Source organism: Rhizobium sp. TAL182 (genome assembly GCF_002117725.1).
Lineage (GTDB): Bacteria > Pseudomonadota > Alphaproteobacteria > Rhizobiales > Rhizobiaceae > Rhizobium > Rhizobium esperanzae.
Genome location: NZ_CP021024.1, coordinates 3,389,327 through 3,408,738 on the forward strand (window position 1 = coordinate 3,389,327; position 19,412 = coordinate 3,408,738).

Sequence of the window (19,412 nt, forward strand, 5' to 3'; positions counted from 1 at the left end):
GCTTTGCCCTCAAACTCTCTCGGCCAGGGAGACGGTGAAAATGCCCCACTGATCGATGCGCTGTTCGATCTTGCGGAAACCGGCCGCGGCGACCAGCTGGTCCATTTCCTCTTGCGTGCGCCGCCGCATCACCCACGCCTGACCGCCACGGTGGGAGGTCAGCGCGCGGGCGATCATCTCCAGTTGCGGATGCCATGGCTGGTTGGTGTAGACGAGCAGGCCACCGGGCCGCATCGCGCGCGCGATCCCGTCGAGCGAAGCGGCGATCATCGCATTGTCGGAAAAGAGTTCATATAGGCCGGAGACGATCGCCAGATCCGGAGCCGGCACGATTGCAGCCAAGCCCTCGCCGTCAAAGGCATCCTGCTGGCGGAAGCTCACGAAATCACCAAGCCCACGCGCGGCAATGCTGTTGCGGCCGGCCTCGACATTGATCGGGGAATAATCCTGCAGCCGCGCACTATCGGGACGCACGGCAGCCGTCTCGATCGCATCGAGGACGTAACGGCCGTGACCGGCCGCGATGTCGAGCATATGGGTACTGCGGCCGGCTGCTTTCAGACGCTGCAGCCCTTGATCGATCAGTTTCTGCAAATGCAGCTTGCGCTGCCTGATGCCGCGCCAGCCGATCGCCTCGAGGAACACCTTGTCGATCAACCGCCCGCCGGGACCGAGCCCCCGCGGCTCGTTCTCGTAGACGTAATCGAGCGTCGAGCCGGAATCGAAGCCGGTCTTGACCCCGGTCCTGATGCCTTCGGAGACCAGTGCGCCGAGCCTGATGTTGAGGCGGCTGAGCGCCCAGTAGACGCCGCGTGGGGATGTGGCGTCCAGCGGGCTCGCCAGCCGGTCGGCCTCGTCCTTGGTATAGCCCTGGATATGGGCGGTGCGAAGGTCGGCGGGCGTCCGGGGCTCGGCGAAACGCGCATCGATAAAACGGCGGATCTCGGCGAGCGCAATCGCACGGTCCTTTTCGCCAAGCGTGTCGTGGTAGAAGCCGGCAAGCACATGCCGTTCCTTGATGCGGCTGCCGAGGTTTTCGTAAAACCGGTGCTGCGGCGCGTGTCGCACCACCCAGTCGCTGCCGGAGATCAGCAACTGGGTCGGAACGGTGATGGCGCGGGCGTCGCTGACGACGCGGGCTGCCGCCTCATAGAGCTGCACCAGAATGTTGGAGGCAATCGGCCGGGTGATCATTGGGTCCGCTTCATAAGAGGCGATGCGTTCGGGATCATGCGTCAGAAATCTCGCCTTGACATAGGAATTGACGAAGAACGTTCCCTTCAGCTTTTCCCAGAGCGCAATGCCTTCCCTCGCAAACGGCACGTAGAGCTTGACGCTGAAGGCCGGTGAGGCCAGCACGAGCGCACGGATCGGCGGCGCATAGTCGTGCACCCAGGTGCTGGCCAGCACCGCGCCGACGCTCTGCGCAATGACGGCGATGTCTTCGACTGAAGTACCGCTGGTCTCGCTGACATGGCGGACGAAGCAATCGAGATCTCGCACCGAGGCGGCAAAGGATGGCGAATAGCCGCGCTCTCTCGGTGAACGCCCGTGGCCGCGTGCGTCCCAGGCGTAGAAGGCAAAATCACCAAGGCCGAGCTCGGTGGCGAGATGGGCGACGCGGCCGCTATGCTCGTGGCCGCGATGGAGAAGAATGATCGCGCCCTTCGCTACAGCGCCGGTCGCGGGCCACGTCCGATAAAACAGTCGAGTTCCGTCATGCGAGACAAATTCGGATTCACGCATTGATCTGACCGTCGAGGACGGTTGCTCACTATCGGCAGTTTGCAGCACGGTCTTCTCCAATTCTGATTAATGGATGGGTTGCAACCATTGGCGGCAACAATGATTTGCTTTTATTGCAAAAGTCTAGCTGCAAATGTAAGTCCTTGCGAAGATCGACATGACGTGGACTTCCTCACAAGTACGACGATCTGCACGTCCGAGCCGATAGACTATTGCCATGCCACAAAATTCCACTGAGGTAGCATGTCCGTTTACCAATTGAAGTCCCGATTTCAGAATATTCTCCGCCCTCTGGTGCGCTCCCTGGCGGTGCGAGGCATTACCGCCAATCAGGTGACTTCAGTTGCTGCCGCCGTCTCGGTTGCACTTGGCCTTTTTCTGAGCATCGCTCCGCTTCCGCGTTGTTTTCTCTTGGTGCCTGTTTGGTTTCTCCTGCGCATGGGCCTCAATGCCATTGACGGCATGCTCGCACGCGAACATGGGCAGAAGAGCATTTTGGGCGCCTATCTCAACGAGATCGGTGACGTCATATCGGATGCCGCCCTGTATCTGCCGTTTGCGCTCATCGATCCGAACGGTATGATGCCGGCAATGGCCGTCATATTCCTCTCGGCGCTGACGGAATTTGCCGGTGTCCTGGGTCAAACGGTCGGGGCAAGCCGGCGTTACGACGGGCCGCTGGGCAAGAGCGACCGTGCGGTGCTTTTCGGCGCCCTCGGCCTCTTTGTCGCCGTTGGCGGTACGTTCGCAGCATGGACCTTCTGGCTTTGGGCAATGGTGGCTCTACTTCTCGTATGGACCATCATCAACCGTATCGGCGCCGGTATTCGTGAGGCGCACAGGGCCGCCCGGTAGAGCGCGGACCCCCGACCGGCCGCTGGTTCTTCCATCGGCAATGTATTCCGGAAACTACGTCGAACACTGTTTCTTTCGAGTTGCTTCGCAAGCGCTTCTTCAAAGCCTCTCTCCCGGTGCCTACATAGTAAAACAAGGTTGTATTTTTGGCGCGACCTCTTGAAAGCACAAAAGCGGTGCTTTATGTTTTATACTATGGCGAACACAGGTAAGACATCTCACCCATCGCTGCTGCGCTACACGCTGGCGCCTGATGACCAGGCCCGGCAGGCGCTGGATGACACCATTGCCGCCTATCGCAGGATGATCGACATCCTCGCCGAAATCATCGACGACAAGGCGGGCGCCAATCTCGTCGTCCTGCATGAGCTTGCCTATGAAACCGTCCGCGAACAGACGGGCCTGCCAGCACGGCTGGTGACGCTCGGGCTTCGCGATTTCGCCGCCAATCGCGGCGTGATCGCCGATCCGCCGCAGATGCCGCTCGACGACAAGCTTTTCGCCATCAAAGGACCTGCGGACCTGACCATCGCTACGGTGCACGGGCGCGTTGCCGTGCCCTTCGACGTCGCGGGTTATTCCAGGGGATGGGAGAGCATTTTTCCGGCCTATCTCGTTGCCGGCCCCGATCACTACGAGATTCACATCGGCGTCACGCCGAATTCCGCACGGATGGAGGAAAACATGACGAATGAGGGCATTCTTTCACGCATGGGCCGCCTGATCGCGGGCATCGCCAATGCGGCGATCGACAAGGCGGAAGGCGTTAACAAGATCGCGGTCATCGAACAGGCGATCCGCGAGATCGATGCGGCAGCGGACGAGGCCCGCACCGATCTCGGCAAGGCGCGCGCCGAGGAATACCGCATCCAGAGCCGCCGCGACGAAATCGTCGAAGACATGAGTGCGCTCGATGAGAAGATTCGCCTCGCCGTCTCCTCCGGGCGCGACGATCTCGCAAAGGCCGGCGTCGCCCGCCAGATCGATCTCGAATCCCAGATCGCGGCGCTCGACAAGGCCCTGGCCGATGCCAGGCAACAACTGGACGAAGGTCAGAAAGCCCTGCAGGCCGTGCTCGCCACGCGCCGCGAGGCCGATGCCCGCCTTGCCGATTTCAAGCGCAGCATCGCCAGGCATCCCGAAGACGCCGCACCCGGTCACAGCCGGCCCGCGCCGGGCGCCGATGCTGCCCGGGCTGCGGCGGCGGTCTCGCGGCTGACCGGCGTTCCTTCAGGCGACCATGGCCATAGTTCCGAACTGGACGAACTTGACCGGCTGCACCGCGAACAGGCGATCGAGGCGCGCCTCGCACGCTTCAAGGCGCATAACCGGTAACGCCGATGGCACTTCTCTTCGCCCCCGAATGTGCTCCCTTCGCCATCGCCGCCGCCGTGCTCGCAGGCCTGACCGCAATCGAGATGCTTGCGACCGTCATGGGTTTTTCGATCATGGAATTTCTGGGAAAACCGGATTTCCATGGCCATGACGGGTTTTCGGGCTATCTCTCCTGGCTCAATCTCGGCGGCGTTCCCCTGCTCATCCTCATTATGCTGGCGCTCGGCTTCTTCGCCATGACGGGCTTTGCCATACAGGCCGTCGCCAACGCCTTCTGGGCGCCGTTTCCCGCCGCCGTCGCCGCCATTCCCGCCATCCTGGTCGCCGTCCCCATGGTCAGGGCGTCGAGCAGAACAGTGGCGCGGATCGTGCCGCACGACGAGACCTATGCAGTCGATCTCGACACATTGATCGGCCGGACCGCCGAAGTATCGCTCGGCCCGCTCGACCAGGGACTGCCGGGGCGCGTCCGCGTCAAAGACCAACATGGAAACTGGCACGTGCTGAGAGCCAAGGCCGCTAGAGACCAGGGCCCTCTCAAGGTCGGCACCGAGGTTCTCCTCGTCGATCGCAAGGCAGATGTATTTATCGCCATTCCTGCACTGGCGGATGCCGCCGGAGCGGACAATCAATCTTTCAGGGAGCAGCCATGATGTATGACATTATTCTACCGGCCGGTATCGGCATCGTTCTGATCTTCGGCATCGGTTTTGTCCTCGCCTCTCTCTATACGCGCTCCAGCCGCGATGAGGCCTATGTGCGCACCGGCCTCGGCGGCCAGAAGGTCGTGCTCGACGGCGGGTCCGTCGTCCTGCCGATCTTCCACTCGATCGCCCGGGTGAACCTCAAGACGCTGCGCCTCGAAGTCCGCCGCGGCGAAGGCGATGCGCTGATCACCAAGGATCGCATGCGCGTCGATATCGGTGCCGAATTCTACGTCCGCGTCAAACCCGACGGCTCCTCGATCGCGCTGGCCGCCCAGACGCTCGGCAGCCGCACCAACGATGCCGAGGCGCTTCGCATCCTGATCGAGGCGAAATTCGTCGATGGCCTTCGCTCCGTGGCTGCGACCATGAACCTCGACGCGCTGCAGGAGCAGCGCATGGATTTCGTCAAGGCCGTGCAGGAAGCGGTCGGCGCCGACCTCCAGTCGAACGGTCTCGAGCTTGAATCCGTGTCACTGACGCGTCTCGACCAGACCGACATCAAGCATTTCAATGCCAACAACTTCTTCGACGCCCAAGGTCTTGCGGCGCTGACCCGCATCACCGAGGGCCGCAAGAAGGAGCGAAACGAAATCGTTCGCGACACCGAAGTCGCCATCGCCCAGAAGGATCTGGAGGCCCGCCAGCAATCGCTGGCGATCGAGCGGACCAAGCGCGAAGCCGAGCTCAATCAGGAACGCGACATCGCCAACAAATCCGCCGCGACCCGCGCCGAAACCGCCCAGCAGGAACAGGCGGCCAAACGCGCCGAGGAGGAGGCCCGCATCGCCTCCGAACAAGCGATCGCCGAACGCGAGGCCGCCGCCAAGCAAGCCCGCGAAAGCGCAAACATCGATGCCGCCCGCGCCGTCCAGCAGCGCGATACCGAAGCCAAGCGTGACCTTCAGATCGTGGCCCAGGAAAGCGCCATCGCCGTTGCCAACAAGAGCCGCGAGGAATCCGAGGCGAAGGCGACTGCCGAAATGGCCCGCGCCCGGGCGATCGCGGCAGAGGAAAAGGTCGGCACCGCCAAGGCGATCGAAATTGCCGAACGCGAAAAGCAGATCGCCGTGATCGACGCGCGTAAAACCGCCGAAACCGAAGCCACCGCCGTCACCGTCGGCGCCGAAGCCGAGAAACAGGCCGCGATCGATCAGGCGGAAGCCATCAAGACGCTTGCGACGGCGGAAGCCGATGCGGCGATCATCAAGGCCAAGGGTATCCTCGAAACCGGCCGGGCTCAGGCTGAAAGCGAGGCGCTTCTCAACGAGGCCCGCAACAAGCTCAGCCAGACCATCATCGAGTTCGAGATCACCCGTGAGCGTATCCGCATCATTCCCGAGGCGCTCGCCGAGGCGGTCAAGCCGATCGAGAAGATCTCCGATATCCGCATCTTCGACACCGGCGGCATGCTCGGCCGCGGAAACGGCGCGAACGGTGAAAGCGGCATCGGTCTCGGCGACGGGCTGGCCGGCCAATTGCTCTCCTATCAGGCCAACAAGCCGATCCTCGACAAATTGTTGAAGGAAGCCGGCTTCGACGGCGATAACGCCATTTCATCCCTCCTTGGCAATCTCGATGGCGCAAAACCGGCAAAGCCGGCTGCACCTCCGGCAAGGCCTGCAATCCCGGCCACGGCTTCGGCAAAGCCGGCAGCATCGGCGGCCGCAGCCGCGGCAACGCCGATGGCCCCTCAGGCGCCGAAGAAGGAATAATCCAACGCAGGCAGGTTCGAGCTATCGCACCCAGCCTGTCGCCAGCGCGCTCGCCCAGTCGGCACGGCCCCTTTCGGCGGCCAGTGCCGACATCGCCATGTGGTCATAGGCGACGGCTCGGAACTGCCACATCCATCCGGCCGCCGTCTTTTCCAGAATGGCATAGCTCGCCAGCGGATGGCCGGCTTCGACCTTGTGATAATAGGGCAGCACGTCGTCATAGGCAGGGCAGCCGACGCTGCCGGGATTGACGATCAGCCGGCCGTCCGAGAGTCGGACGGCACGGGGAATGTGACTGTGGCCGCAGAGGATCAGCGGCAGGTCGATGCCTTCGGCGAGCGCCTCGATCGCTTCGATCGGCTTCAGGAAGACGTGCCCCTCCGGCGACACGGAGTCCAGCCAGTAGAGATCGTCGTCTTTCGGCGTCGCGTGGCAGAGATAGGCCTCGCCGCGATAGACGGCATCGAATGGCAGACCCCGCAGCCAATCGAGATGGGACGGCGTCAGCTGCCGGTGGGCGGCGGCATCCGAGACATGCATGGCTGCCGGATCCTGCTCGATCAGATAGCGATCATGATTGCCACGAACGGAGGTCAGCCCGAGCGGAATCAGCATATCGGCCGTCCGTCCAGCCTCCAGCGGCCCGCTGAAGAAGTCGCCAAGATTGACGACTTCCTCGATGCCCTGAGCCCGGCTATCCGCAAGCACCGCCTCGAGCGCCAGATGGTTGCCGTGAATATCAGCAATCGCAGCAAACTTCATTTAGCTGCCGCGATAGGTTGAATAGCCGTAAGGCGAAAGCAGGAGCGGTACATGGTAATGCGCCGTGACATCGGCAATGCCGAAGCGGATCGGCACCAGATCGAGGAAGGCCGGATGCGGCAACGGCGTGCCGCAGGCCCTGAGATACTCGCCGGCGTGGAAGACCAACTCGTAGGTGCCGACGTGAAAATTTTCGCCGGCAAGGATCGGGCCACCATCGACCCGGCCGTCCGCATTGGTCTCAACCGTTTTCAGATGTCTGCGAATCTCGCCGTCGAGCTGGAAAAGATCGATCCTGAGCCCCTTGGCAGGCGTGCCGAGGGCGGTGTCGAGAACATGTGTCGTCAGTCCGGTCATGGGGCTGGCTCTTTGATGACATAGGGGGTTTCGAAGAAGAATTCCTCCAGATTATTGCCAGGGCCGTCGCGGTCGACGACCAGAAAATCGGAGGTCTGGCCGAGTGCCATCAGCGGATGATGCCAGACATTGCGGCGGTAGTTCACGCCCTGGTCCCCTCGCGCGAAAAACACCTGCGGCTTTCCCGGACGTCCGCCCTCGTCCTCGGAGACAACGACGAGGAAGGGCCGGCCCGAAATCGGCGAGAAACTCTGACTGCCGAAGGGATGGCGCTCCATCATGTCGACGTCATAGGGGAAGCTGCGCGGCTGGCCGCGAAAGAGATTGATGATGACGCGCGCTCCCTCGCCCGCCGCCTCCGCCGCGGCCAGTGCATGGAAGCGCTCGGTAGTACCGCCATTGATGAGCCGCATCGAGGCTGGATCGGCTTCGATCACCTCGCCGAAAGGGGCGAAGACCGATCTGGTAAGCGGGCGGATGTCGAGAAAATAGGACAATGGTTCACTCGCCTTCGGCATGCCAGTGACGAATGGCGTCGATCTCGACGAGAAGTTCCGGCAGCGTGCGATAGGTTGCATCCCAGATGTCGGCGGCATCGAGTGCGAAGACGTCTTCCAGGATACGATTGCCCGTTCCGCAGATTTTCGTCCACGGCAGGGTGGGATGCTCGGTTGCGAATTCCGGATGGGCTACGAGCAGTCGGGACGCAGCCGCGCCTATGGTGAAGTGGCAGAAGGCGACCGCCTTGAAGGTGAGATTGTCCTCGGCGAAGGCCGCCTCATCCATTCCGCCCACGAAGTATAGCGCTTCGGCTGCCGCCTTCTGCATTTCATTGAGATAGTCGATAGCACGAGGCTCGCTCATTTGCCCTCCGGCAACATCGATGTCAGGCGCAGCAGCGCGATCCGTTCGACCTGTGTCGTGGCGGTCGCGAATTCCTCATCCCGCCCATTGGCGATCCGCAATTCGAAGGCCGAAAGGATGTCGTCCTTGTCGAGCCCTTTGACGGCGATGATGAAGGGAAAATCGTATTTTTCGACATAGGCCGTATTAAGTTCGGTGAAGCGCGCATGTTCGGCCGGGCTCAGCCGATCGAGACCGGCGCCGGCCTGCTCCTTCCGGCTGTCTTCCGTGAGTTCACCCGCTATCGCCAGACGCCCGGCAAGATCGGGATGGGCACGCAACACGCCGAGACGCTCCTCACGGCTTGCCGCACGGAAGGCGGCGGTGAGCGCTGCATGCACAGCTGATGCCGTCAGCGGCTCCGTCACGCTGCCCGCATCATAGGCGCGTTCGGCAATGAAAGGCGAATGTTCGAAGACGCCGCCGAAGCGGGAAACGAAATCCTCACGCGACAGCATTAGAGCGCATCCGGCTGATGATGCTTGTGCCAGTGCTCGGCGATCTCGATGCGGCGCGGAATCCAGACCTTGTCATGCTTCAGTACATATTCGATGAAGCGCTTCAGAGCGGCTGCCCGGCCCGGACGCCCGACGAGACGGCAGTGCAGGCCGACCGACATCATCTTCGGGCTGCCGTCCTTGCCTTCCTGATAAAGCGTGTCGAAAGCATCCTTGAGATAGGTAAAGAACTGGTCGCCGGCATTGAAACCCTGCGGCGTGGCGAAACGCATGTCATTGGTTTCGAGCGTATAGGGGATGATCAGAAAGGGCTTCCCGTCGACGCCTTTCACCCAGTAGGGCAGGTCGTCGGCGTAGGAATCGGAGGAATAAAGGAAACCGCCCTCTTCCTGCACCAGTCGCAGCGTGTTGTCGGAAGGTTTGCCCTGATACATCCCGTAGGGCCGTTCGCCGGTGAGTTCGGTATGCAGGCGCACGGCTTCGAGAATGTGCTTCCGCTCCAGATCCTCGGGGAAATCCTTGTATTCCAGCCAGCGATAACCGTGGCTGGCGATCTCCCAACCGGCCTCCTTCATGGCGGCGACGGCTTCGGGATTGCGCGCCATCGCCAGCGTCACGCCGTAGACGGTCGCCTGCACCTTGAGACCGGTGAACATCCGCCAGAGCCGCCAGAAGCCGGCGCGCGAACCATATTCGTAGATCGATTCCATGTTGAGATTGCGCTGCCCCGGCCAGGCGGCCGCGCCGACGATCTCCGACAGCAGGTTTTCGGACGCCGGATCGCCTTCGAGGATGCAGCTTTCGCCGCCCTCCTCGTAATTGATGACGAACTGCACGGCGACGCGGGCGTCGCCCGGCCACTTCGGAGCGGGCGTCTGACGCCCGTAGCCGACGAGATTGCGCGGGTAGGTCTCGGATACCATCAAATCACCTTCTGAAAGACGAAGGAACGGTATCATCCGCAGCCGGAATGTCGAGACGGAAACTGCACAGCAGGATTTCTCTTTTCGACACAACCACTTAGATCGACATCTGCTCAGGCGATCCTGCGCGCGCTGACCTTGCCCATCGGGTGGAGTGAATGAACGCGGAAGGGACCGCCAGTGCCCTCCTCGATCATCAAAGCCACATTCGAAACCATCACCGGCTCCCTCAGGACGGGCTCGAAGATCGTTCCCAGCACTGGCTCGATGCGGGACATATCGATCGCGTTGATGGGGCCTGTCACCGGCATATGGAAGCGGAACTCCTCCATCACGTAAGGATTGCCCCAACGATGCAGATTGGCGAATTGCGCCGCCGACAACCCATCGGGATCGCTTCGTTCGATATCGGCCTCACTCAGCGGCGCCCGGAAACGATCGAACTCCTGAACGATCGCCGAAGCCAGATACTGGATCTGCTCACAGGGGGCGCTCGGCATCAGGCTGTAGAAATTGCCGAGCCGGGCGATTTCGAGACGTGGAATCTGGAAAGGGGCGTATGCCCCGGCAAACCGCATGAGATCGCGCAAGAGTTGCGACTCGGATGCGTCGGCGGACAGGTGAAAAGGCGCCTTCAAAACACCGTGAAAACCATAGCGCCGCGGTACGGCGGTATAAAAGGCGATCTCATGGATGCCGAGGCCGCGGACGGCCGGAGGCTCCACCATATCGCCCGAAAACACGTTTCGGCCAAGCCAATTGGCGGCCATGAGCGACAGGGGATCGCTCGCCGGAGGCGTGAAGCAAATGGCATAGCGCATGCAATTTCCTCCATCAAGGAAGTGAGCACCGGTAAAATCCGGTGCTGCCGATGCGCAAGCAGATAGGTGATTTGCATGACAGAATAACGAAAGGCAGCTGTATCTAATTCACGTTTAACGTGAAGCGACCGCGATGTGGCTTGAAATCGCGAAGCTTTCCGGCAGCGGAAATTGGCAATCTCTATCGCCTGCGATACAAACCGCAGCCTCCGCCAGCCGATGAGCCAGCCCGAAACTGACCTTGAAACCGCCGGTCAGCGCGATCAGTCGGGGATGGATGGGGTGGCGGCCGATCATTGGATCGCGGTCGATGGCTTTTGGGCGAAGCCCCGCCCAACGTTCGATGACAGGGGCGCTGCGGAGCGCCGGCACGATCGCCCGCGCCGCCTCGATCAACGCGTCGAGCTGGGCATCGGTCGAGAGGGGGTCGTCGAAACGGTTTTCGCTGGTGCTGCCGATCGCCGCATGCCCGCCCTCATGCGCGACGACATAGAGTCCATCGAGGAAGATCGTCGGTAACGCCGGGTCGACATCTGCTTTCAACAGCGCCGCCTGCCCTTTCACCGGCTGGCCGAGCGGCTGCTTCAAGCCCGGCGTCAGCCCCTGCAGCACGGGAAAGGACCGATAGCCGGCGGCCAGGATGCAGCGGCCGAACGTGATGATTTCGCCGCCGATCTCGGCCGTCCCGCGATCGGGATTGAGATCGGCGACAACGGCATTTTCCATGATGCGCACCTGCCTTGCCCGCCGCAGGAAGGCGACCAGCGCTGAGATCAACGAGCGGGGCGCAACACGGGCGGCGAGCGTATCATGCACGAAACCGCTCTCGCCGGCAGAGGCCTCGACCCAGCCCTCGACATCCGGCCTGTCGAGCACATGCCAGTGGAAGCGGCGCTCGTCAGCCCGCCAGTGGCGCTCGGCATCTTCGGAATGGCCGCGGGCGATGCGGTTGAGATGCGGTTTCGGCAACGGGATCAGCCGCCCGGACCTGTTGTAGCCGGCCGAAAGCCCGGTTTCGGCTTCCAGCGCGGTGATTTCGGTTTCGAGCGAGACCAGCGCATCGAACTGGAATTGCTTTTTCTCCGACCACCGGTCCGGCATATGCGGCATCAGCGCGCCGAGCAGGCCGCCGCTCGCGCCTCCGCCCAATCTACCGGCGTCGGCGAGGATGGTGCTCATACCGCAGCGTTCGGCATGAACGGCCGCCCAGAGACCCATGATGCCGCCGCCGACGATCAGCAAGTCGCAAGAAGATTGACCGGACGCCGGTGCAGGACTATCGGCTTTTTCCATGAGAGACGTGAACCCCGATCAGATTGGCGCGGGCGCGCCGCAGCCGCTCGAATGGCGCGACGGCGATATGCCCTATTCCACCGCCTTTGGCGATCATTTTTATTGCCAGACCGATGGCCGTCTGGAATGCGGCCATGTCTTCCTCGCCGGCAACGGCCTGCCGGAGCGTTGGAACGGCCGGCGGGCTTTTGTCATCGGCGAACTTGGCTTCGGCACCGGCTTGAACTTCGCCGAGACCTGGCGGCAATGGAAGCTTCACCGTGAACACGGCCAGCACCTTCATTTCATCTCCTTCGAACTTCATCCGATGCGCGGCGAAGAGATCGGCCGGGCGCTCTCGCACTGGCCGGAGATCGATGCGGAACGCGAGGCGCTGACGGCGGCCTGGCCGCAAACGCCTGCCGGAACCGTCTCGCTCGATCTCGATGCCCAGACGCGGCTCAGCGTCGTCTGCAGCGCGGCACTCGACGGCGTCGCCGCGGCAAAACCCGGCTTCGACGCCTGGTATCTCGACGGTTTCGCGCCCTCGCGCAACGGCGACATGTGGTCGGAAGAGCTGATGCGTGAGGTTAACGAAAAGACCGTGGCCGGCGGCACCTTCGCAACTTACGCCGCGGCCGGCTTCGTGCGACGCAACCTCATCGCCGCCGGCTTTGCCGTGGAACGCCGCACGGGCTTCGCCGGCAAGCGCGAAATGCTCTGCGGCACCAAGGTGCCCGCCCGATAAATCCTGCGACTGCCATTTGATGGCGATCAGTAGCTGGTGCGCTCCGGCTGCAGTTCATCCTTGCCGAGCCATAGCCGGATCTTCTCCTCCAGAAGTTCCGGGCTGATCGGCTTCGACATGTAATCGTCCATGCCGGCGTCGAGGCAGGCTTCGCGGTCGCTTTCGAGCGCATGGGCGGTGACGCCGATGATCGGCACCCGGTGGCCCTGCCCCTTTTCCCTCTCACGGATCGTCCGGGTCGCCTCATGACCGTTCATGACCGGCATCGAGACGTCCATCATGATGATGCGCGGCGTGTGCCTTTCCCAGGCGGCGACCGCCTCCTGCCCATTGTTGACGACCAGGAAGGAAAGCCCCGTCGACTGCAGGATCTGGGTAAACACGATCTGGTTGACCTCGTTGTCTTCGGCAACCAGCACATCGACGAATTCGGCCGTCCGCTTTCGCGGCTCGGGTGCAGTTGCAAGCGCAGGCGCCGGCACGGCCGCTTCCGCCCGCAGCCGGGCGATCTCGGCTTCCGAGGCCTGTTTGACGCGGCGGGCGCGGACGACCTCGACGACAGTGTTGCGCAGCACGTTGGCGCGTGCCGGCTTCATCAGATGCGCATGGCCGTTCAGCGCCGCGAATTCCTTTTCCGTGCCCGAAATATCCATCGAGGTGAGGAAGATGATCGGCAGCTCGACGAAGCGGGGATCGGCGCGCAGCCGGCGCGCGACGTCGGCGCCGTTCATGTCGGGCATGTGATAATCGAGCACGACGGCATCGACGGTGATACCGAGATCGGCCGCTGCCTCGAGGATTGCAAGACCGGTGCCGCCACCCTCGGCAGCCACCCCGTCGAAGCCCCAGAGTGAAAGCTGCTCGGTCAGGATGCGTCGGTTCACTTCATTGTCGTCGACGACGAGGATGCGCGCGCCCTGCACATTGATCGGCAGCGGCTTCGGTTCGAGGCGGGCGGCCGCCACCGCAAAAGGCAGGTTGACGGTGAAGACCGAGCCCCTGCCCCATTCGCTTTCGACATTGATATAGCCGCCGAAGAGATCGACGAGGCCGGCAGTGATCGCAAGGCCGAGCCCCGTTCCCTCATGCCGGCGGGTCGACGAGGTGTCGACCTGCGAAAACTTGTCGAAGACCGAGTGGAGCTTTTCTCGGGGAATGCCAATACCGGTATCCTCGATGCGGATGATCGCCATGATCTCCCCGCCAGCGATCGTCTCGAAGCCGACATCGACGAAGACATGGCCGCGCTCGGTGAACTTGACGGCGTTGCCGACGAGATTGGTGACGATCTGGCGGAAACGCCCGGCGTCTCCGATCACCGCGGCCGGCAGGTCCGGTGCTGCCCGCACCAGGAGCTCGATATTCTTCTCGGCGGCATGCGAGGAGAGGAGTGTCGCCACATCCTCCACCGCTTCGGTGATATCGAAGGCGGCTTTGCGCAGTTTCATCTGCCCGGCATCGATCTTCGAGAAATCGAGGATGTCGTTGATAATCGTCAGCAGCGCATTGCCCGACTTGACGATGATATCGATGAAGGTCTTCTGGCGCGTGTCGAGATTGGTCTTGGCCAGCAGCTCCGCCATGCCGAGCACACCGTTCATCGGCGTGCGGATTTCGTGGCTCATATTGGCGAGGAATTCGGACTTGGCGCGGTCGGCGGCTTCGGCGCGCGACAGGAGCTGGCGCAGTTCCTCCTCGCGGCCCTTGAGTTCGGTGACGTCGGTGAACAGCGCCACCCAATGCTGTCCCCGGCTGACGGTCGCATCCATATTCACCCAGCGCTCGCCGCCGACATGGAAGACGGTGGAAATCGGCTGCCTGGCCGCGATATTCGCCCGCCACTCCTGCAGTATCTCATCCGCCGCATCGTGGAAATCGCCGCGCGCCGCGCAGAATTCGAACATGCCGAGCCAGCCCTGGCCGGCCTCGATATAGTGCGGCGGGATCTGTAGGATGTCGGCCATCGCCTCGTTGGACATCTTGATGATGCCGTCCTGGACGATGGCAAGACCCTGCGACATGGCGTGCGTCGCGTCGCGCATCATTTCGCCGAGCCGTTCGAGGGCTGCGCGCGTCTCGTGGATTTCCTTTTCCCGCTCGCGCACCGCCGAAATATCGGCATAGGTCAGCAGGATGCGGTCGTTGGAGATGCGGCGGCTGTCGAAGATCACGGATTTGCCGCCCGCCCAGCCAAGCTCGATCGGCTCGGGCTCTTCGGCTTCGAACAGATGTTTGCGGAAGGCGTAGATCTCTTCCGGCGTCTGCGTCCCGTCGTAGAGGCCGAGCTCGTCATTACGGCGGATGACGTCGATGAACGGGCGGCCGTCGAAGCGATCGTCGAGCGGCAGTTCCCAGATGCTGTAGAATTCGTCGTTGACGTAGAGAATCTGGTGGTCGTTATCGAGGATCAGCACGCCGATCGGCAGCGAACGCAGAATGCTCTCGATGTCCCGATGCAGTATTTCTTGCTGCTTGCGCGATTCAATCAGCGCCTTTTCGCGTTCCTTGAGCGGTGAGATGTCAGAAAAGGAGCCGACGACATAGGTTCGCCCATCCGCCGTCATGACACGGTTGACGCGCGAGATGACGGGATAAACATGGCCGCTATTGCTCGGCATCTCGCTCTCGAGCTCCACCGAAATGCCGTCCCTGAGCGCCAGCAGGTTTTCCTGGTAGATCGCCTCAGCACCTTCCGGCCCGAACATTTCGTGTTCGGTCATTCCCAAGTACTCGGAGCGGGCGCGGCCGCTGAAGGTCTCATAATATTTGTTGGCATAGACCAGGCGGTGCTTGTCGTCGCGAACGAAAACCGCCACCGGCAGGTCCTCCAGGACGGTGCGGAGAACGTCGAGTTCGTTGACGCTCTCTCCCCAGGCCGATTCGCCGGCGGCCACGGGCGTCGCGCCGTTGCGATAGGCTGCGTTGACGACCAGCGGGCGTCCGTCCGCCGCAAAGATGCCGATCGGATGACTGAGATTTTCCAGCGCCTCGCGCACCTGGGCGAGGTCGGCGGCATTTCCGGAATCGTTTACAGTCCTGGAGCTACCGGCAATCTCGGGGTTGCCGGCAATCTCCCCAAGAGCAACGGCACGGCGTTCGCGGGCTTCGAAGATGCCGAGCACATAAATCCGCTCCGGCGACGGCGAGAAGCTTTCGATCTGGATGCGCTGGTGGCCAAGGCCCTCGGCATCGTAACAGATGGCGTTTTCCTCGGTGCCGAACACCAGCGCGCGGCGCTCCTTGTCCTCGCGGTCCTCTTCCTCGGGGCGGTCGAAGAGTTCACGGCTGCGCCTGCCGATGAAATCGGAAATCTCGCGGCCGAGGAAATCGGCATAGGCCCCGTTGACGGCGATATAGCGCAGCTCGCTGTTCTTGACATAGGCCGGGGTGTCCAGATCTGCGATCCGGCGGCAAGCCAATTCCAGAATGTCCCCGGCTGATTTCAAGAAATTGTCGCTCCCGCAATGAATGGAATATCAACGACAAAGACTATAACGCCAAGGCTTTTAACAAGGTTTTAACCATAAATTTCAGCAGACGAAATTTGCAAGCCAGATCGATGAGCTGAAGTATCTTCGTTTGGCAGTCCGGACTCGCAGGAGACTAGATGTCGCCATCGGCTGCGCCCCACAACGCGCGATCAATGCCTTGCCGCCTTGTGATCCGTTGAAATCATGACGAAAATTTAATGCGTGCCGCCTTTGTGCAGCCATCGCTCCGCCGCGATCCGGGCGGAGTCTGGCCATGGCTTTATAGAAGCCAGTCTAAATCAAGGAAAATACCATGTCCGTTCTTCATAAGACCATGGCGACGGGCCTGATCGCGCTGACCTTTGCCGGCGCCTCGCTCGCCACCGCCACCACCGCCGATGCCCATCCGCGCGATGCCTTCTGGGGCGGCCTCGCCGCCGGCGTCGTCGGCGGCGCCCTGCTGTCGGAAGCCGCTCGCCCCGCCTATCCGGTCTATCCGGCCTACCCTGTCGATCGCCCTTATCCCGTCTACCGAACCTATTACCGGCCGCATTACTGCCATATCGAATGGCGGTACGATCGCTGGGGCGAGCCCTATCGCGTCAAGGTATGCCCGGAATAGAGCAATCCACACCCGGCGCCGCTTGACCTCCCGGCGGCGCTAGCCAACAAGCTGATCTGGCGGGCGTTCGCCTGCCAGATCGATTGCTTCCACCAGAGCTGCATCCGTTACGGAGAAAGCTCCTCCAGAACGCGGCCCTTGGTTTCCACGGCAAACAGCATCGTCACGATCGCGCCGACGATCAGGATGGCTGCGAAACTCGCGAACACATATTGAATGCCCAGGGAAGACATCAGCGTGCCGACGATGATCGGGCCGGTCGATGAACCCAGGCGGAGCCAGGCGCTGCCGGTTCCCGTTCCGAGCGCCCTGAGGCGCGTCGGATAGATCTCCGCCGAGTAGAGATAAAGCGAAAAAGTGACGGTCTGGACGATGGCATAGGCAAGACCGCCAAGCACCAAAACCTGAATGGCGGAGGTTGCGCCGAGCCATGCGAGGGTCAGAAGGGGCAGCGGAGCCAGAAGCAGTGCGCCCGTGTACCAGCGCTTGCGTCCCACCTTGTCGATGAGCAGCGCGCAGATGACGGCAGCGATCACGCCTCCGAGCGAGGTCAGGAACCCATAGAAAATGCTGGTTTGCAGCGGAAGGTTGAAGACCTGCCGATAGAGCGTCGGCAGCCAGGTGATCGTGCCGTTGGCGACCGTATAGGCGGTGAACCACATGGCCCAGATGGAAAGCGTCCGCTTCAGATAGATGCCCTGGAACAGCTCCCGCCAGTCGGATGTACGGCGGACCGGCGCCTGGACCCGCTTCGGCTCGGGCAGCTCCTTGCCGGCTGCGCGTGCACTCTCTTCCATACGGGAGACGATGGCGTCGGCTTGCTGGTAGCGACCGTTTGCGGCCAGCCAGCGCGGTGACTCCTTCAGGAACCAGCGCAACGGGATCATCAGGATTGCGGGAACGAGGCCGACGACGAACATCGCCTTCCAGCCGTAGACCGGCACCATGAAGTAGCCGATCAGCCCGGCGCCGACCAGGCCGAGCAGGAACATGACCTCGTAGAGAAGGAAGAATTTGCCGCGCCCCTTCGATCCGATCAGCTCATTGATATAGGCGCTGGCGACAGGCACCTCACCGCCCGTGCCGATCCCCTGGACGAACCGGAAGGCCATCATCATGCCGGCGCCGGCGGCAAACAGGCAGGCGACATCCATGCTGACGAAGAGCAGGATCGTGAACAGAAGAACTTTCAGCCGGCCGATCTTCTCGGCGAGCCAACCGAATAGGACGGCGCCGATCAATTGGCCGAGATAACCCATCGACAGGATCATGCCCGTCTGTGAGGGGCTGAGCCCCCACTCGCGCACCAGCACAGGCATGGCATAAGCGATGGCGATCACCGTATAGCCGTCGAAAAACGTGGCTGCACCGATGATATTGCGCGCCCAGAAGACCTCGCGGGTAATGGGAAGACGCTCCAGGCGAGCGCTGATTTCGGCCTGTTGATCAGCGGCATTCGCCGCCTCGGCCGGCATAGGCTGCATGACATTCATTGGTTCCTCCTTCTCGCCCCGTGGCTACCACTCTCCCGGCCAGGGGCGCTTCTGTTCGATGTTTATTGCTGCGTGTCAGCTTGTCCTGTCAGTACCATGGGCTTCAAAAGGAGATGCCGTCCACGGCTTCTCCTTCCCATCGCAATGACGCTCCTGCGCCATGCGCAGAAGCGTCGAATGCATCACTCGGCAGCCAGAAGCTGGTCGACGCGGCCAATACCGGCGGCATCGAAGGCGGCAAAAATTTCCGCTTCGGCCCTTTCGCCGAGATTCTTCAGCGGCTCGCGGATGGTCGCATGATCGAGAATGCCGCGATGCACGAGACCGAGTTTGAGCGCGACGGTGCCCTCCATGTGGGAGCCGCGATGATAGACGGCCCGAGTCACCGGCAGAAGGCGTTCGAAAATCTTCCGGGCTTCTGGATAGTTCTGCGCCTTGCCTGCCTTGATCAAGTCGATCAGCAGTTCCGGCGCGATATTGCCGTAGCCGACCAGCAGGCCGTCGACGTCGAACATGGTCGGCAGCAGCCATTCGTCGTGGCAGCTCAGAATCTGAAGATTGGAGTTGGCCTTCTTCAGTTCCGGAATTTCGACGTACCAACGCTTCATATTGCGCACGCCGTTCTTGGTGGCGACGACGCCTTCCTGCGTGGCGATCGCCAACTGCGTCTCGAGATCGTAGGATGCCTTGGTGGCGTCAGGATATTGGAACAGAATGCACTGCAGGCCGGATTCCTGCCAGATAGCCTTGTAGCGATCCTGGGGAGCGCCCTTTTGAAAGCCGAAGCGCAGCCAGCCATGGTTCGGATAGACAAGTGCGCCGGTGGCGCCGGCGGCCTTGCACTTTTTCGCCTCTTCGGCAGCAACCTTGGTGCCTTCGCCGGTGATCCCGGCAATGATCGGCACGGCGCCGTCGACCGCCTCAACATAGGTGCGGATAAGAGCGAGGCGCTCCTCCTCGGTAAGGAAAGTGCCTTCGCCGGCATGGCCGAGAATGACGAGGCTTTTGACGCCTTCTATCGAAACCAGCCATTTGGCGATCTTTGCGTTGGCCTTGTGATCGACTTCGCCGTCGCGAGTGAAGGCGGTAACGGGCGCCGGGCTCAGCCCGCGCAGATCCATCGGTTGCATCTTGATCTCCTCCTTTGCGATCGCTGTTCATTCACGATCAGCGACGGGATCGTTATCGGGAACGTTCCCACTATCGTTCTCGAATTCTCTGGAGTCAA

18 protein-coding genes are annotated in these 19,412 nt (G+C 62.0%); 6 read left to right on the forward strand and 12 right to left on the reverse strand.

The window, feature by feature from the left end; all coding sequences use genetic code 11:
• Window positions 1–9: 9 nt before the first annotated feature.
• A complete protein-coding gene (locus Tal182_RS17150) occupies window positions 10–1,794 on the reverse strand; it encodes a bifunctional alpha/beta hydrolase/class I SAM-dependent methyltransferase (protein ID WP_085860196.1) in 1,785 nt (594 codons plus the stop codon).
• Between the two features lie 195 nt (window positions 1,795–1,989).
• On the opposite strand from Tal182_RS17150, the gene Tal182_RS17155 reads away from it, so the two are divergent.
• The 4 genes from Tal182_RS17155 (at window position 1,990) to Tal182_RS17170 (ending at window position 6,355) form a co-directional block, all read left to right on the forward strand.
• On the forward strand, window positions 1,990–2,601 hold the full coding sequence (locus Tal182_RS17155) for a CDP-alcohol phosphatidyltransferase family protein (protein ID WP_085860197.1): 612 nt from the start codon (window positions 1,990–1,992) through the stop codon (window positions 2,599–2,601).
• A 195-nt stretch (window positions 2,602–2,796) separates the two neighbouring features.
• Entirely contained in the window at window positions 2,797–3,936 is a 1,140-nt protein-coding gene (locus Tal182_RS17160; RefSeq protein ID WP_094299099.1) for a PspA/IM30 family protein, read from the forward strand.
• A gap of 5 nt (window positions 3,937–3,941) precedes the next feature.
• The gene (locus Tal182_RS17165; protein ID WP_064804246.1) at window positions 3,942–4,589 is read left to right on the forward strand and encodes an OB-fold-containig protein; all 648 of its coding nucleotides are present in this window, start codon (window positions 3,942–3,944) and stop codon (window positions 4,587–4,589) included.
• Complete coding sequence (locus Tal182_RS17170) at window positions 4,586–6,355, forward strand: flotillin domain-containing protein (protein ID WP_085860199.1); 1,770 nt, start codon at window positions 4,586–4,588, stop codon at window positions 6,353–6,355. The genes Tal182_RS17165 and Tal182_RS17170 overlap by 4 nt, the downstream gene beginning before the upstream one ends.
• Before the next feature lie 21 nt (window positions 6,356–6,376).
• Here the strand turns inward: Tal182_RS17170 and Tal182_RS17175 are convergent, their stop codons facing one another.
• The 8 genes from Tal182_RS17175 to Tal182_RS17210 form a co-directional block, all read right to left on the reverse strand.
• Window positions 6,377–7,117: a metallophosphoesterase family protein gene (locus Tal182_RS17175; protein ID WP_085860200.1), complete on the reverse strand. Its 741-nt coding sequence runs from the start codon at window positions 7,115–7,117 to the stop codon at window positions 6,377–6,379.
• A complete protein-coding gene (gene uraH / locus Tal182_RS17180; protein ID WP_064804252.1) occupies window positions 7,118–7,474 on the reverse strand; it encodes a hydroxyisourate hydrolase in 357 nt (118 codons plus the stop codon).
• Window positions 7,471–7,992, reverse strand: a complete 522-nt coding sequence (locus Tal182_RS17185) for an ureidoglycolate lyase (protein ID WP_085860201.1) — start codon at window positions 7,990–7,992, stop codon at window positions 7,471–7,473. Before Tal182_RS17185 ends, uraH begins: the two co-directional genes overlap by 4 nt.
• A complete protein-coding gene (locus Tal182_RS17190) occupies window positions 7,976–8,338 on the reverse strand; it encodes a HepT-like ribonuclease domain-containing protein (RefSeq protein ID WP_085860202.1) in 363 nt (120 codons plus the stop codon). The genes Tal182_RS17185 and Tal182_RS17190 overlap by 17 nt, the downstream gene beginning before the upstream one ends.
• A complete protein-coding gene (uraD, locus tag Tal182_RS17195; protein WP_085860203.1) occupies window positions 8,335–8,835 on the reverse strand; it encodes a 2-oxo-4-hydroxy-4-carboxy-5-ureidoimidazoline decarboxylase in 501 nt (166 codons plus the stop codon). Before uraD ends, Tal182_RS17190 begins: the two co-directional genes overlap by 4 nt.
• Window positions 8,835–9,758, reverse strand: coding sequence for an allantoinase PuuE (gene puuE, locus Tal182_RS17200; protein WP_085860204.1), 924 nt, complete (start codon window positions 9,756–9,758; stop codon window positions 8,835–8,837). Before puuE ends, uraD begins: the two co-directional genes overlap by 1 nt.
• A gap of 113 nt (window positions 9,759–9,871) precedes the next feature.
• The gene (locus Tal182_RS17205; protein WP_085860205.1) at window positions 9,872–10,579 is read right to left on the reverse strand and encodes a DUF1045 domain-containing protein; all 708 of its coding nucleotides are present in this window, start codon (window positions 10,577–10,579) and stop codon (window positions 9,872–9,874) included.
• 114 nt (window positions 10,580–10,693) lie between these two features.
• Complete coding sequence (locus Tal182_RS17210) at window positions 10,694–11,872, reverse strand: FAD-dependent oxidoreductase (protein ID WP_085860206.1); 1,179 nt, start codon at window positions 11,870–11,872, stop codon at window positions 10,694–10,696.
• On the opposite strand from Tal182_RS17210, the gene mnmD reads away from it, so the two are divergent.
• Window positions 11,871–12,599, forward strand: a complete 729-nt coding sequence (mnmD, locus tag Tal182_RS17215; protein WP_085860207.1) for a tRNA (5-methylaminomethyl-2-thiouridine)(34)-methyltransferase MnmD — start codon at window positions 11,871–11,873, stop codon at window positions 12,597–12,599. The two genes, Tal182_RS17210 and mnmD, sit on opposite strands and share 2 nt — an antisense overlap.
• A gap of 26 nt (window positions 12,600–12,625) precedes the next feature.
• Here mnmD and Tal182_RS17220 read toward each other — a convergent pair whose 3' ends face one another.
• Entirely contained in the window at window positions 12,626–16,045 is a 3,420-nt protein-coding gene (locus Tal182_RS17220) for a response regulator (RefSeq protein ID WP_085860208.1), read from the reverse strand.
• A 337-nt stretch (window positions 16,046–16,382) separates the two neighbouring features.
• On the opposite strand from Tal182_RS17220, the gene Tal182_RS17225 reads away from it, so the two are divergent.
• The gene (locus Tal182_RS17225) at window positions 16,383–16,691 is read left to right on the forward strand and encodes a hypothetical protein (protein ID WP_064804269.1); all 309 of its coding nucleotides are present in this window, start codon (window positions 16,383–16,385) and stop codon (window positions 16,689–16,691) included.
• A gap of 107 nt (window positions 16,692–16,798) precedes the next feature.
• Here the strand turns inward: Tal182_RS17225 and Tal182_RS17230 are convergent, their stop codons facing one another.
• Together Tal182_RS17230 and Tal182_RS17235 are read right to left on the reverse strand one after the other, a co-directional pair.
• Window positions 16,799–18,184: an MFS transporter gene (locus tag Tal182_RS17230; protein WP_085860209.1), complete on the reverse strand. Its 1,386-nt coding sequence runs from the start codon at window positions 18,182–18,184 to the stop codon at window positions 16,799–16,801.
• 182 nt (window positions 18,185–18,366) lie between these two features.
• On the reverse strand, window positions 18,367–19,314 hold the full coding sequence (locus tag Tal182_RS17235) for a dihydrodipicolinate synthase family protein (RefSeq protein ID WP_085860210.1): 948 nt from the start codon (window positions 19,312–19,314) through the stop codon (window positions 18,367–18,369).
• Window positions 19,315–19,412 lie beyond the last annotated feature (98 nt).

Bases quoted from the DNA above. Each gene is read 5' to 3' on its own strand.
- Tal182_RS17155 (WP_085860197.1), top strand. From the start codon at position 1,990: ATGTCCGTTTACCAATTGAAGTCCCGATTTCAGAATATTCTCCGCCCT.
- Tal182_RS17160 (WP_094299099.1), top strand. From the start codon at position 2,797: ATGGCGAACACAGGTAAGACATCTCACCCATCGCTGCTGCGCTACACG.
- Tal182_RS17165 (WP_064804246.1), top strand. From the start codon at position 3,942: ATGGCACTTCTCTTCGCCCCCGAATGTGCTCCCTTCGCCATCGCCGCC.
- Tal182_RS17170 (WP_085860199.1), top strand. From the start codon at position 4,586: ATGATGTATGACATTATTCTACCGGCCGGTATCGGCATCGTTCTGATC.
- Tal182_RS17175 (WP_085860200.1), bottom strand. From the start codon at position 7,117: ATGAAGTTTGCTGCGATTGCTGATATTCACGGCAACCATCTGGCGCTC.
- uraH (WP_064804252.1), bottom strand. From the start codon at position 7,474: ATGACCGGACTGACGACACATGTTCTCGACACCGCCCTCGGCACGCCT.
- Tal182_RS17185 (WP_085860201.1), bottom strand. From the start codon at position 7,992: ATGCCGAAGGCGAGTGAACCATTGTCCTATTTTCTCGACATCCGCCCG.
- Tal182_RS17190 (WP_085860202.1), bottom strand. From the start codon at position 8,338: ATGAGCGAGCCTCGTGCTATCGACTATCTCAATGAAATGCAGAAGGCG.
- uraD (WP_085860203.1), bottom strand. From the start codon at position 8,835: ATGCTGTCGCGTGAGGATTTCGTTTCCCGCTTCGGCGGCGTCTTCGAA.
- puuE (WP_085860204.1), bottom strand. From the start codon at position 9,758: ATGGTATCCGAGACCTACCCGCGCAATCTCGTCGGCTACGGGCGTCAG.
- Tal182_RS17205 (WP_085860205.1), bottom strand. From the start codon at position 10,579: ATGCGCTATGCCATTTGCTTCACGCCTCCGGCGAGCGATCCCCTGTCG.
- mnmD (WP_085860207.1), top strand. From the start codon at position 11,871: ATGAGAGACGTGAACCCCGATCAGATTGGCGCGGGCGCGCCGCAGCCG.
- Tal182_RS17210 (WP_085860206.1), bottom strand. From the start codon at position 11,872: ATGGAAAAAGCCGATAGTCCTGCACCGGCGTCCGGTCAATCTTCTTGC.
- Tal182_RS17225 (WP_064804269.1), top strand. From the start codon at position 16,383: ATGTCCGTTCTTCATAAGACCATGGCGACGGGCCTGATCGCGCTGACC.
- Tal182_RS17230 (WP_085860209.1), bottom strand. From the start codon at position 18,184: ATGAATGTCATGCAGCCTATGCCGGCCGAGGCGGCGAATGCCGCTGAT.
- Tal182_RS17235 (WP_085860210.1), bottom strand. From the start codon at position 19,314: ATGCAACCGATGGATCTGCGCGGGCTGAGCCCGGCGCCCGTTACCGCC.